This is a genomic window from Sporosarcina sp. E16_3 (assembly GCF_017347125.1).
Taxonomy (GTDB): domain Bacteria; phylum Bacillota; class Bacilli; order Bacillales_A; family Planococcaceae; genus Sporosarcina.
The window spans coordinates 245,067-258,409 of the sequence record NZ_JADPRX010000002.1; the positions used below are offsets into that span (position 1 = coordinate 245,067).

A 13,343-nucleotide genomic window follows, 5' to 3' on the forward strand; every position below is an offset into this window, starting at 1 on the left:
CCTTTCTGCGGCATCTACAGATTAGTAATTATTAGATTCCTGCCCTAGGTATTTCCGCTGAATAAGCGAGATAACTAGGATAATAAAAAATAATACATATGAAAGTACAGCAGCATAGCTTAAGTTAAGGCCCGTAAATCCTTGTTCATACAAGTAATAGACAATGGTTGTCGTAGCGTAATTCGGACCCCCACCCGTTAATAAATAGGCCGAATCGAATATTTGAAAAGAACCAATCGTTGTCGTAATCGCGACAAAAAAGTGAATCGGCTTTAATAACGGAAATGTTATCGTCCAAAATATTTTAATTGATGAAGCCCCATCAATCCGTGCCGCCTCATACAATTGTCGATCAATTGACTGAAGTCCTGCAAAATAATAAATCATCGTACTTCCAGCCACTTTAAATATACTCAAACCCGCTAATACTGCTAGGGCTTGGCTAGAATTAGATAAAAACAATTGCGGTTCGATGCCAACAAAACTAAGCAAATAGTTAATCATCCCTGCCTCTGTTCCTCTAAATAACCATCCCCAGATCCCCGCAATGATTACAAATGAAGTGACCACTGGCAAGAAAAAGATTCCTTTAAACAATCCAGCTGATTTAACACCAGAATTAATAATTAACGCCAGGATTAGTCCCAAAGCCATCGTTGGAACAATATAATAGACCGAAAACATCACCGTATTCCAAATTGCCTTCCAAGCCAATTTGTCGGTTAGAAAGAACTTCCAATGTTTTAGTCCTACAAATTCCGGGTCTCCAATTACTTTCCAATCCATAAATGTTAAATAAAAGCTTAGCGCAAAAGGATAAATCTGAAAAATAATGAAATGAACTAAAACAGGGATTAGAAAGATATATACGATAGCATTACGGTTCCACTCACGCTTCACTCTTTCTCCGAGTGGCAACTTACTCTTTTTAGAAGTTACTGCTTTACTCAGTGTAATCACCCTTTCCTATGTAAGTTAGTAACAGAGAGCTTGATCGTTTAGTGATCAAGCTCTCTGCTTTACTAACATTCTATTTGCCTATTTTTCCTTCAATCGCTTTTGCGGCGTCATCTGCCGCTTCTTTTGGCGTTTTCTTGCCTTCCATCATTGTTTGAAGTTCAGCTTGAATTAACGGCATGATTGTACGCCCCTCTGGATGAATTACTCCCGGTAATGCAAATTGCGTGTAACCCGCTAGCTGCGCAAGATATTTTTGCTCTCCAAAGATATCTTTTGCAGACTCTCTAGTTGGGATATACTGTGTGACTGTATTAAATTTCTTCTGATTATCCGAATTCGTCACTACTTTAATAAATTCTGCTGCTGCCGCTGGATTATCCGTGTTAATAGGCGCCACGAACATCCCTGTTGTTCCATATGTTAATTGTTCCTTATTTTTCATTGGAGGAGCAATAACGAATTCAAAAAGATTTTGGCTTAACATACGGCTTACTGAAATGCCCGATCCTTGAACGGCTAACATTTTCCCACTTTCCCATAACGCATCATGTTCAAGTGCAGTAATTGAATCTTTTGGAATCCAACCATTGGTATACATCTTATTGATGAACTCAAATGCTTCTACTCCAGCTTCATTGTTTATCATTACTTGATTATCAGCTGTAATAACCTCTCCACCCGCTTGCCAAAGGAAAGGATATAACGTTCCATTCATAGAACCTCCACCTTGGAAACTTGTTGCATAAAAGCCTTTCTCTTTTGCTTTTTCAGCCCATTTTTCAAACTCTTCCCAAGTGGCTGGTAATTTTGCTGGATCTTCGCCAATTGCTTTGATTACATCGACATTATATAAATACGTGTACGCTTCTTGTAAGATTGGAAGCCCATATAACTCATCTTTCCAAGTTGTAGAAACTAACGCTGTATCAACAAAATCTTCAATATCAAAACCTTCTAAATAAGGATCTAGCGCTAGTAACATACCTGCATCAGCATATTGTGGCATCTGATCTGGTATCACGTAAAATACATCCGGACCATTATTTGCTGCTAGGGCTGTAAGTACTTTTTGGTCACGATTCGCCCATGGAATTTGTTCAAAGTTAACTTTCACACCTGTTTGCTCTTCATAAGAAGCGATGACTTCCTTCCACATCGCACCTTCAGTTTCTTGATCACCCGTAAATGGGTGTGCCCAAACTGTTATTTCTCCGGAGAGTCCTGCTTCTTTTTCTTCGCCCGCTACTTCTATTTTTTCGCCATCAACTTCTTTTTCCTTTGTTTCAGGTTCACTAGCACTACATCCTACAATTAAAGCTCCAATCAAAATTAATAATAGAAAAAATCCAAACTTCTTCATCTAAATGACCCCTCTCAAATTATATTGATTTGATGACTATCCCCCTATTGACTAACTACTGTATGATTTTCACCCCTTTTCACATGTGACGGTGTACCTATTTAGCAATTTGTTTTATCGGCATAATTACCGACTGGGTAAAAGTAGTAGCTTATCAAACCGTTGTAGTAAACAGAAATTACTAAATTATTAGATGACTGGTTTTCAGATTACATTATTTCTCATCAAGAGACAAGTCTCTAAAGCGTCTTTAATTGTAGCCAAGCAATTATTAAATTTGAAAACCGATCCCGATTTACGCATAAATCAATAGTTGCAATTTTGCACAGCTTTCCCATATAGTTAAGTTTCGAAGGGGTGAGTAAATTGATAGGTTGGGAAAAATTCAACAGAATTGCCCATAGAATGATTGCATTAGCTTATATTAATGGTATTTGGATACTTTTTTCACTCGTCGGACTAATCGCTTTCGGTATCTTTCCAGCTACAACTGCCATGTTTGCCGTGGTCCGCAAATTGATAAAAGACGAAGAGCACTTCAAAATATTCCCCACGTTTTGGACTTTATTTCGTACTGATTTTTTAACAGCAAATGGTTTTGGACTTGTTTTTTTAATCGTCGCCTATTTCTTTTATTTCGATTTCTATTTCTTACAGATGAATAGCGGTAAATTTCAATTTTTATTTCCCGTATTAATTTTCGTGCTCATCTCAAGCATCCTTACGTTATTGTTTTTCTTCCCTGTTTATGCGCATTTCAATTTATCATTCTTTCAGTACATCAAACAGTCCTTCTTAATCGCGATTACATCTCCCATTGAAGTCATTGCTATAGGCGCTTCAGCGGGATTCATCTACATGAGTGCTATAGTCTTCCCGGGAATTATCCCACTTTTCACCGGAAGTGTGTTTTCATATTTAGCAACTTTGATTAGTTTCAGGGCATTTGCACGAATCGAAAAACGGAAAAACGTTCAAATATGACAACATTAAACGATACGAGCATGTGTTAAAAATAAGGGGGTTACTTGTATAATACTGGAATATACTGTAGACTTCTAGTTACACTAAAATGCCCACTAGGAGTGATGCATAGATGGAAATCTCCATTACAAAAGCTTTACGGGAATTAAAGACATTGGATGCACGCATTTTAAAGAAAATTAACGAAACCACTTTTGCGGCGTCAAAAAAACCAAAAGAAAATATTCGTGGCTTCAAAACTATTAATGAGTTTGAAAATGAAGCAAAAGAAAGCCTACAATCCATAAAAGATTTAATTAATCGTAGAAAACAAATCAAAAAGTCGATTGTAGAATCGAACGCGACAACATTGGTAGAGGTCTCCGATGTAAAAATGACGGTCGCTGACGCAATTGAGCGTAAAAACTTTATTGAAATAGAAAAGACACTCCTCCACAAAATGAACGGCGATTTTGGTCAATCTCAAGTACGAGTAGAACAAAATAATGAGTTGGCTCAAGATAGACTAGACACACAACTAAATAACATGATATCTAAAGATGGTAAAACGGACTTAACCGCTGTAGAAGGCTACAAAAAGTTGTTTTGGGAATCTGAAGAAACGAAATTGATTGACCCTATCGGTGTTAAAGAAATTGCAACAAAAATGGCACTAGATATCGAGTCTTTCGAAGATGAAGTCGATGTAGCCCTTAGCGAAATCAATGCACGCACGATGATATCCGTGGAATAATACAATACCCTGGAAACTTGCTGTTCTAGTGAAAAAGAAGAAAGTTTCCCCGTTTGCAGGGTCTGGGACAAACTCCTGCTACCCAAAAACTTAATTTCAGGAAATAGTTGAAAAGCTCAAAGCTTAACCCTCAAATCTGAAAGCCTAACAATCAACTCTCTTAAATTGCAACGTTCAATCGTTAACGATAAACCATCTATAAAATCTCGGATAACTGGTGCCATAGGATTTGAAACTTCCTTTCTTCTCCTCCGAGCAGCTATGACAGCACAAAAAGAGTGACCCTGAAGGGTCACTCTTTTTGTGTAAAATTACGATACCTGTTATTCCTCCAACATTATTTGTGCATCTTCCTACTTCCGTAAGAACACGTTTACTGACATGAAAATAGACTAGACGTATCTACAAATTCGGCTCTACTTATTTAGAATTAACTAGGCGGTAAAACTCACCAGTATAACGAACAAATCTAGCGAAGGAGCGATAAGTGTGAGGCCATCACTAAGCAACAAAGCGGTGTTGGCAGTACATTCTCTTTGTCAAACTCTGACTATATATTTCATGGTTTTTGAAAGTAGATTTTTATTCACTACTACAACTTGGCATACCAGGTACTTCCCCACTCGTTGGTGTCAGTCTTTTTTGTCGGCATTGTTCTTCAAGTATCTCTGTTAAGATGCGTTGGATAATGGCCGATTCAATTGTTGCAAATGCAGGGTCAGCCAGGTTTGTTTTTTCTAATGGATCCTGCGTGAGGTTGTAGAGCTCAAATTGCTCCGGAACTGGTTCTGTTTTTACCATCGGCACATAGCAGCCATCCTGTTCGGTTACGACTGTATCGCTAGAGCCTGGATTTGTCCAAAATTTTGGGTTATCAAAATAACGAGCGAATTTCCATATCTCCTTACTCTTATCTTTTCCAGTTCCAAGCCTGGTTATAACCGCCTCTATATCATTCGGCTCAACTACCGATTCATAAGGTCTGCCTGTGATGGCGTTTGTTTGGTTCAAACCTTTGAAGACATCATCATCTGTCATAAAATAAAGTGGTTCATTTGCACCAAAAAATTTTTCATGCCCGTAAAATAATGGCGTCAAATTTCGTCCGACTAAGGGAAGTGCTTCCGTGTGATCTTTTGAAAGCTTTTCTCGGATTAAATCAGCGTTTATTCCCGTTAGCCCCAACAACGTTGGAAGTATATCGACATGGCTGGTTAGCATTTCTGTACATTTTGCTCCTTTAAATAGGGCTGGACAATGAATAATCAATGGCACATGAATCGATTCCTCATACATGTTATACCACTTTTGATAGAGGCCGCCATGCGCTCCCAACTGTTCACCGTGATCAGATGTGAATACAATGATTGTGTTGTCATAGAAACTTGAGTTTTGAAGTGCCAGTAGGACCTTAAGCATTTCATCATCAACTTTTTTTTGTAAGCTGTAATACAATTGACGATAAAAATTATTGTCGATTATCGGTTGCAATGCTTTTGGATACGTAACACGGTAGCTTTCCTGAGCAGATGGTTTAGTTAGCAATGACTCCCCTACTGTTGGAGCTGGTGGAATGTATGGGAGAGTTGGATCAACTTCGAAATTAAAATTCGGGGAAATCGAGGAAAACACACCATACAATGCAATATCATGGGGATTTATGAAGGAGCACTTAATAAACCAAGGCGTCACGTCATTTTTGCACTTTGAAATTTCATTTAATGAGTTGATAAGTTCTACAGTTTCAGCCGCATACACTTCGTCTCGACCACTTGTGCCTATACCCGCAGATGAACCGGAATTTCGCGGATTCGCCCCGTGTGGTTCTGGACCAATCCAATCGGAATATCCAAAAGATTCGAGACGGTTCGCTTTTTCATATAATGTTTCCTTCTCTGTATTAGGAACACCTGTAACTGGATTATAGCTAGGTAATGCATTATGCGTACCAGGTATTAAGATATCCTCGGCTGACGCATGCCATTTCCCTTTCCAAAAGGTATCATATCCAGCTGCTCGAAAGTAATCCCCCATCGTTGGGACTGTGTTAGGATCAAGCCAAAATACATCAGGGTCAAATGATTGCTTAGCAGCCCCTGGCGTTTGTGTAACTCCGTGAAGTGAAGGATATTGCCCTGTATATAGTGTTGCCCGACTTGGTGAACAAGCGGTACTCCCGGCATAATGATTGAAAAACTCCATACCGTTCTTCCGTAATAATTCTTGCGCAACTAAATGTTTTTTTCGCCATTCCTGCAATTCCTTTGTTTCATAGACAGACGGAAAGCGTTCCTCATCAACCATTAAGAAGAGAATATTTGGTTGCTTCTTCTTATCGGGGTATTTCCCTTTGTAGTAATCCATTGTTATTGCCACCTTTTCTAGAATCATAAGTACTTATATACTATATGTAGAAAGATGGCGTATTGTATCAGTGATTTGCACGTGCCCCCCGTACTCCATGCAAAAAAACTGACGCACCTGTTTATAGGTCGTCAGCTGGCTCCCCCAAGACATTCTCCATATAATCTTTACCCCATTCATACATAGTTTCCAGAATTGGCATAAGACTTCTTCCATGTTCAGTAAGCGAATACTCAACTTTTGGAGGAACAACAGGATATACTTCGCGATGGACAATCAAATGGTCTTCAAGTTCGCGCAATTGATTTACAAGCATTCGTTGAGTGATACCAGGTATAAGGGTCTTTAATTCACCGAAGCGTTTGGTTCCTTCCTTGCCAAGATGCCATAACACAAGCATTTTCCACTTGCCACCAATAATAGCAAGCGTCAATTCTTTTTCACAATTAAACGCTTTCTCCCCTAAACTCGGCATTTACTCCACCTCCATTCTCTCTAATAGTATACTTTTCACCACTATAAATGAATAAAGTACGTACTTTGAATTCACATATATACAGGCTATAGTAAAATCTTAACCTTTAACTACTTCCTTTTCGATAGTCACGCTCATAGGCTCTAAAATGAACTTTTCTATAGCATGTAGTACTCCCTCTTCATTGTTAGTAAGTGAGATGTAATCCGCGCTATCTTTTAATTCATTAACCGCATTGCCCATTGCAATACCTAAACCTGCAGTCGTAATCAGTTCGAAATCATTGTGGTTGTCTCCTATTCCGATGATTTCCGAACGGTCAATGCCAAGTTTTTTCGCTAGATGAAGCAGTGCCCTCCCTTTGTTTGCTTCAGGGTGTGTAACCTCAAGATAGGTTTCTTTTGATTTTGCGATATGAGCCCGCTCTCCGAACAATATTCTCAATTCTCCTTGTAAGATTTCAAGGCAATCAGGTTCTGCAATAAAGAGTGCTTTCGTAAAACCATTTCTGGCAATCTTGCCAAGATCCGATTCTATCGTATAAGGGACCATAACTTCTTCAGCATATGAAATAAGTTTGTCATTTTCTAACTCTCCATAAAGAATATCGTCTTGATACACTTGTAAGTGTATTTTCTTCTCGCGAGCAATGTCAACTAACTTTTGTGCAATATCAGGTGGAATAAGGCGCTCATACATCACTTCTTTCTCATTGACATCCTTAATAATTGCCCCCTGATAAGTAATAAGCGGTACATTTATGCCTAACTGCTGCGCAAACTGTTTTGCCGAAGGGAACATGCGACCGGTAGCAATCGTTACAATCGTTCCCATTTCTACCGCTTTTTGAATTGCCTTGACTGTGTTTGGTGAAATCAATAATTCGTCTGTGAGTAACGTACCATCCAGGTCGATGGCAATCATTTTATACAAAGAATCTCTCCTTTAAATTCGTTTTATAATGAATAGAGAAACAGCGCTTATCTTAGCCCTTCAACTACAATAATCTTGCAGGTTTACCATCTGTACTTGTTAACTTTAGGGGTGCAGCAACTATAAATTATTTCCTTTGCTCAATTCTTTTCAAACAAATTCCTTCTATTATAATGATGTCAGTTGCAAACCCCGTATTATGCTTTGGAAGCCCTTCTTGACCCATTTCGATTCCAAGTGCATCTACTCCAACTCCAAGAACACCACTTCTGGAAAGAGTTTTGGTTACATATCCATTCTATAGCCAATTCACTTTTGTTTGTTTTTCAGTTTTTTAATAAACAGCCAATCTTCATAAATGGTTTCTGTTACATCATACTTTTTCATTATAACAACTTGCTCTTACTTTTTGTTTCTAGCTATAAAGCTATCGTCGCACGTTGTTTAGCAAGCTGTCTAGTAAAGGTACTTTGGCTGCACGATAGATGCACTAAAAAATACATCGATAGTATGAATGAACAAAAGAAACTGATTTCCTTTTCTATAAGGAAAATCAGTTCTTTTGTTTATTCTTTAAACCATCGCAGATTTGGTTGTACGATTAGCTCACATAAGTTTTCACACATTAAACCGAATATTTCCTTTTATGGTGTGCTGATAAGCCTGAAATATTTGCAATTATGAAAGGAATTTCATTCTAAATTAGCATGTCGTCCATACATCACTTCAGAATTCAATCCTTTTTTATCCATAAATTTCAAAATAACCGCATCATAAAATAGGAGAAGTGATTGCTCGAAAAGAGAGCCCATCGGCTGTATTGACTTCCCACTGTTGCCTTCACCTTTTGCTTGGGCAGGTATTTCAATTTTAATATCTGCCAACTTACCAATTGTAGATTCAGGATTAATTGTAACAGCTACTACTGTTGCACCTATACTCTTCGCTTTTTGAGTCATAGCGGCCAAACTTTGGGTCTCTCCGGATCCAGAACCGACAATGAAAATATCATCCGGTTCTAGATTCGGCGTTACCGTTTCGCCTACAATATACGAATCAAGACCTACGTGCATCATGCGCATTACAAATGCCTTTGCCATGAAGCCAGAGCGTCCCCCGCCTGCTACAAACACTTTTTTCGCACGTGAAATTCCTTCTACTAATTTTTCGGCTTCTTCACTATCAATTAGATTAATGGTTCGCTTAAGCTCGGCCAAAATTTCATCTGCGTAACCTATGGTGTTCATGTTACACCATCACGCCTTCTTTGATTAGCTCTTGAATTTGTGCAGCTTCAGCTTTTTTGTCGTCTTTACTTGTTATTCCACCACCAACAATGATTAGATCTGGTTGTACTTTAATTACTTCAGCCAAAGTTTCAAGCTTAATCCCACCTGCAATTGCTGTTTTAGCATTCTTCACAACGCTTTTAATTGTGCGTAGGTCTTCTAATGAATCCTTACCTTCCGCTTGTAGATCATAGCCTGTGTGAACACAGATGTAATCAGCACCAAGCTCATCAAGCTCTGCTGCACGTTTTTTGATGTCTTTTACAGCAATCATATCTATCAATATTTTTTTACCCTGTTTTTTCGCTTCTTCAACAGCACCTTTGATGGATGAATCTTCAGCTTGCGCAAGAATAGTAATTATGTCAGCACCTGCTGCAGAAGCTTGAGATACCTCATAACCCGCTGCATCCATGATTTTAACATCTGCAAGTACTTCTAGGTTAGGGAATGCTGCTTTAATTTCTGTTACAGCTTTAAGACCTTCTTTGTTGATGACGGGTGTTCCGATTTCAACAATATCGATATGCTCCTCTACTTCTTTAATAATTTCAATGGCCTCTGGAATGTTAACAAGATCTAATGCTAATTGTAATTTCATTTTTTCATTCTCCTTTTATTCGTTTTTTTAGTACAAACTTAGTGTATATCCTAAAGTCGAAATTGTGAAGTACGCACTTTAAAAACACATACAGACAAATAGTATACTGTGAATATCCTATAAAGTAATGGGTGTTGCAAAATAATAAATTGATTTCATCATTTCATTAGTTCCCCTTAGTCGATATCTTGTTTACAAAAAAGTTAAGTTTTCTTTATCAAAGTGAAATCATAGTCTTTTGAAATTACTATCTTCTATATAATGCAACGGTTTTATTAGCACACTTATTATTATTTCTTTTCAGAATAACGAGCCACAGTATACTTTTAGTCACTATATGATAATAAAGTGCGTACTTACATTAATTGACCGCAGTTAGTATAGTGAGAACTGTTGCGATTATCATTTATAGCTTAAACGGAATATTGATTGTAAAAGTAGGGGGAATCGAATATGGATACCAAAAACTCCTTGGAAGGATTTGATGTTAAACATTGTTTAACGGATTCCCAAGAGGAATGGATCATGCAAGACATGACTTTAGTTTTATTTGGAGCAACGGGAGATTTAGCTCAACGAAAGTTATTTCCTGCTTTATATAATTTATTTCTCGATGGAAAAATGCCAGATTCTATCTCAATAGTTGGTTTAGGTAGATACTATTGTTCAAACGAAACTTTTCAATCTAAAGTAGAAAAAGCACTCCGGTTATATTCCAGAAGAGCTGTTCAAACTTCAGGTTTGCAAGATTTTCTAACTAAGTTTCGCTACTTTTCATTTAATGCAACAGACCGTGGATCCTATTTAAATTTGTTCGAACTCATCAAAAATAGAGAAAACGAGTTAGGTATACCAGAAAATCGACTTTTCTATTTGTCTGTCGCACCTAGGTTGGTTGATGTTATTACGTCAAATCTTTATGCAAGTGGTATAAGCCAAACACAAGGCTGGAAGCGTATTATTGTTGAAAAACCGTTTGGAAGTGACCTGAAATCTGCACAGCAATTGAATGATACATTGAGCAAAGCATTCTGCGAAAAAGAAATTTATAGAATAGATCACTATCTTGGAAAACCTATGGTCCAAAATCTTGAAACCTTAGTACTAGCCAACCCGGTTTTGGAATCATTATTAGATCATAAGCAAATTGCTAATGTTCAAATCACAGCAAGTGAAACGGTTGGGGTAGAAACACGAGCCGATTATTATGATCAAGCTGGAGCAATTCGTGATATGGTTCAGAACCACCTTCTTCAGTTAGTGATGATGACGGCACTGCACCTTCCCGGAGAAGTAACGCCCAAAGATAATGGAGTTAAGAAAATAGATATCATAGAATCTTTTCGACCAATTCTTAAAGAAGAGGTCTATGTGGATGTTGTTCGTGGTCAGTACGAATCTGGAGTGGTTCTTGATATGCCAGTTGCTGGCTATAAAGAGGAGCCTGGGGTTAATACCTCCTCAATGAATGATACTTTTTTCGCTGCACGTTTATATATTGATAATACGTCTTGGAGTGGCGTTCCGTTTTATATACGAACGGGGAAACGGATGGAAAAGAAGTCTTCACGGATTGTCTTTGAGTTTAAGGACAAGTTAAAAGAATCAGATGCTCTTCCGACTGATGGGATGAGTCCGAATTTATTTATGCTCGAAATTAGTCCGAACGAAAGTGTGTCATTAAAGCTGAATATGAAAGATCCTTCTAGTAACCGTTTTGATCCTGTTTACATTAACTTCTCGAACAACTCTGAAGACCATCCAGAAGCATATGAACTACTTCTATTTGATGCAATGCTCGGTAATACAGCATTCTTTGCACATTGGAAAGAAGTAGAATTATCATGGAAGTGGATCCAACCGATTTTGGAGGCATTTCAGGAAGATATGTTGCCTTTACATCCTTACCCTGCTGGCTCTTCAGGGCCAGAAGCTGCAAATCAGCTATTGCTGTCCAATCAATTTAGTTGGTGGTAATTAAAAGTTAAAATTTAAAGGAGATATAAAAAAATGACTATTTCATTTGATTACAGCAATGTTTTATCGTTCATGAAAAATAGTGAACTTGAAAATCTAAGCGCATTTGTAAAACAAGCCCATAACCAAATCCATCAACAAACAGGACCGGGTTCTGATTTCTTAGGATGGGTCGATTGGCCAGTTACCTATGATAAAGAAGAGTTTAAAAGAGTAAAAATAGCAGCTAAGCGAATTCAACAACAGTCAGACGTGCTTGTTGTTATTGGTATTGGTGGATCTTATCTGGGGTCTAAAGCAGCAATTGAGGCTTTATCACATACGTTTCATAACCAAGTAAAAGGTAATACCGAAGTTTACTTTGCTGGACAAAATATCAGCTCTACCTACATCGAGCATTTACTTGAAGTATTGGAAGGGAAAGACGTTTCTATTAATGTTATTTCCAAATCAGGTACAACAACAGAACCTGCTTTAGCATTCCGTATTCTCCGTGCGTACATGGAAAATAAGTATGGCAAAGAAGAAGCAATGAAACGAATTTATGTGACCACTGATCAGACCAAAGGTGCCCTTCGGAACCTTGCGGACGAAGAAGGTTACGAATCATTTGTTATTCCGGATAACATTGGTGGGCGGTACTCTGTTCTGACGCCTGTTGGCTTACTTCCAATCGCAGTAGCCGGTCTCGATATTGACAAAATGATGGAAGGAGCAAAAGAGGCGTTTTTAAAATACAATGATCCCGTTCTGGCAACGAATGAAAGTTACCAGTATGCAGCTGTAAGAAATATTTTCTATAATAAAGGGAAATCTATTGAATTACTTGTAAATTATGAACCTGGCCTGCATTTTGTAGCCGAATGGTGGAAGCAGCTCTTTGGAGAAAGTGAAGGTAAAGATGAAAAAGGACTCTTTCCTGCATCAGTTAATTTTACAACGGATTTACATTCGATGGGCCAGTATATACAAGAAGGGCGTCGTCTTTTCATTGAAACAGTCCTGCAGATAAAAAAGCCCCAAATCGAACGAACTATTCAAGATGATATCGACAATATTGACGGTTTGAATTTCCTAACTGGAAAAACAATGGATGAGGTGAATAAGAAAGCCGCCCTAGGAACTGCCCTCGCCCACATTGATGGAGGTGTTCCAAATTTGCTCATTGAGTTAGACGAACTCAATGAATTTACCTTTGGTGAAATGGTATATTTCTTCGAAAAGGCTTGCGCTATAAGTGGAACTTTACTCGGAGTAAATCCATTTGACCAACCAGGGGTAGAAGCTTATAAACAGAATATGTTTGCGTTACTTGGCAAGTCTGGTTTTGAAGCAGAAAAACAAGATTTGGAAAGTCGTATAGATAACATCAAATGACTTATACGAAGGAATGAGATTAGAATATGATTAAACAGCAAATGGGCGTTATTGGTTTAGGTGTGATGGGGATGAACCTAGCGCTAAACATCGAAAGTAAAGGCTTTTCGGTAGCTGTCTATGATTATTGGACAGATCGAACAGATGAATTCTCCAACAAAGAAGCGCAAGATAAAGATATTCATGGTAGCTACAGTATTGAAGATCTGGTCGATTCGCTCGAAGTTCCACGGAAAATTTTATTAATGGTTAAGGCTGGGGAAACAACAGATACGGTGATTCAGTCCCTA

General features: G+C 38.1%; 12 protein-coding genes. 5 read left to right on the plus strand and 7 right to left on the minus strand.

Annotation, left to right across the window (positions count from 1 at the left end):
• Window positions 1-21: 21 nt before the first annotated feature.
• Together I2483_RS03560 and I2483_RS03565 are read right to left on the minus strand one after the other, a co-directional pair.
• Entirely contained in the window at window positions 22-951 is a 930-nt protein-coding gene (locus tag I2483_RS03560) for a carbohydrate ABC transporter permease (protein WP_207173994.1), read from the minus strand.
• Window positions 952-1,030: 79 nt separating this feature from the next.
• Window positions 1,031-2,320, minus strand: coding sequence for a sugar ABC transporter substrate-binding protein (locus tag I2483_RS03565; protein ID WP_207173973.1), 1,290 nt, complete (start codon window positions 2,318-2,320; stop codon window positions 1,031-1,033).
• A 366-nt stretch (window positions 2,321-2,686) separates the two neighbouring features.
• Between I2483_RS03565 and I2483_RS03570 the strand changes: the two genes are divergently transcribed.
• Together I2483_RS03570 and I2483_RS03575 are read left to right on the plus strand one after the other, a co-directional pair.
• Window positions 2,687-3,304, plus strand: a complete 618-nt coding sequence (locus tag I2483_RS03570) for a YesL family protein (RefSeq protein WP_207173974.1) — start codon at window positions 2,687-2,689, stop codon at window positions 3,302-3,304.
• Window positions 3,305-3,416: 112 nt separating this feature from the next.
• Entirely contained in the window at window positions 3,417-4,037 is a 621-nt protein-coding gene (locus I2483_RS03575) for a hypothetical protein (RefSeq protein ID WP_207173975.1), read from the plus strand.
• A gap of 582 nt (window positions 4,038-4,619) precedes the next feature.
• Here I2483_RS03575 and I2483_RS03580 read toward each other — a convergent pair.
• The 5 genes from I2483_RS03580 to hxlA form a co-directional block, all read right to left on the minus strand.
• Window positions 4,620-6,401, minus strand: coding sequence for a sulfatase family protein (locus tag I2483_RS03580; RefSeq protein ID WP_207173976.1), 1,782 nt, complete (start codon window positions 6,399-6,401; stop codon window positions 4,620-4,622).
• Window positions 6,402-6,522: 121 nt separating this feature from the next.
• Entirely contained in the window at window positions 6,523-6,876 is a 354-nt protein-coding gene (locus tag I2483_RS03585; RefSeq protein ID WP_207173977.1) for a winged helix-turn-helix transcriptional regulator, read from the minus strand.
• 99 nt (window positions 6,877-6,975) lie between these two features.
• Entirely contained in the window at window positions 6,976-7,800 is an 825-nt protein-coding gene (locus I2483_RS03590; protein ID WP_255550261.1) for a Cof-type HAD-IIB family hydrolase, read from the minus strand.
• Window positions 7,801-8,501: 701 nt separating this feature from the next.
• Window positions 8,502-9,056 carry a 6-phospho-3-hexuloisomerase gene (gene hxlB / locus I2483_RS03595; RefSeq protein ID WP_207173979.1) on the minus strand — a complete coding sequence of 185 codons (555 nt, stop codon included), beginning with the start codon at window positions 9,054-9,056 and terminating at the stop codon, window positions 8,502-8,504.
• 1 nt (window position 9,057) lies between these two features.
• Window positions 9,058-9,699: a 3-hexulose-6-phosphate synthase gene (hxlA, locus tag I2483_RS03600; protein ID WP_207173980.1), complete on the minus strand. Its 642-nt coding sequence runs from the start codon at window positions 9,697-9,699 to the stop codon at window positions 9,058-9,060.
• A gap of 525 nt (window positions 9,700-10,224) precedes the next feature.
• Here hxlA and zwf point away from each other — a divergent pair.
• The 3 genes from zwf to I2483_RS03615 all read left to right on the plus strand — a co-directional run.
• Window positions 10,225-11,676, plus strand: coding sequence for a glucose-6-phosphate dehydrogenase (zwf, locus tag I2483_RS03605; protein WP_207173995.1), 1,452 nt, complete (start codon window positions 10,225-10,227; stop codon window positions 11,674-11,676).
• A gap of 33 nt (window positions 11,677-11,709) precedes the next feature.
• Complete coding sequence (locus I2483_RS03610) at window positions 11,710-13,053, plus strand: glucose-6-phosphate isomerase (RefSeq protein WP_207173981.1); 1,344 nt, start codon at window positions 11,710-11,712, stop codon at window positions 13,051-13,053.
• A gap of 26 nt (window positions 13,054-13,079) precedes the next feature.
• The coding region (locus I2483_RS03615) for an NAD(P)-binding domain-containing protein (RefSeq protein WP_255550255.1) at window positions 13,080-13,343 on the plus strand (264 nt) is incomplete at its 3' end.

What these genes read in the sequence shown, in the direction of transcription:
- I2483_RS03565 (WP_207173973.1), bottom strand. Translation starts at nt 2,320, where the DNA reads ATGAAGAAGTTTGGATTTTTTCTATTATTAATTTTGATTGGAGCTTTA.
- I2483_RS03575 (WP_207173975.1), top strand. Translation starts at nt 3,417, where the DNA reads ATGGAAATCTCCATTACAAAAGCTTTACGGGAATTAAAGACATTGGAT.
- I2483_RS03580 (WP_207173976.1), bottom strand. Translation starts at nt 6,401, where the DNA reads ATGGATTACTACAAAGGGAAATACCCCGATAAGAAGAAGCAACCAAAT.
- I2483_RS03585 (WP_207173977.1), bottom strand. Translation starts at nt 6,876, where the DNA reads ATGCCGAGTTTAGGGGAGAAAGCGTTTAATTGTGAAAAAGAATTGACG.
- I2483_RS03590 (WP_255550261.1), bottom strand. Translation starts at nt 7,800, where the DNA reads ATGATTGCCATCGACCTGGATGGTACGTTACTCACAGACGAATTATTG.
- hxlB (WP_207173979.1), bottom strand. Translation starts at nt 9,056, where the DNA reads ATGAACACCATAGGTTACGCAGATGAAATTTTGGCCGAGCTTAAGCGA.
- hxlA (WP_207173980.1), bottom strand. Translation starts at nt 9,699, where the DNA reads ATGAAATTACAATTAGCATTAGATCTTGTTAACATTCCAGAGGCCATT.
- zwf (WP_207173995.1), top strand. Translation starts at nt 10,225, where the DNA reads ATGCAAGACATGACTTTAGTTTTATTTGGAGCAACGGGAGATTTAGCT.
- I2483_RS03610 (WP_207173981.1), top strand. Translation starts at nt 11,710, where the DNA reads ATGACTATTTCATTTGATTACAGCAATGTTTTATCGTTCATGAAAAAT.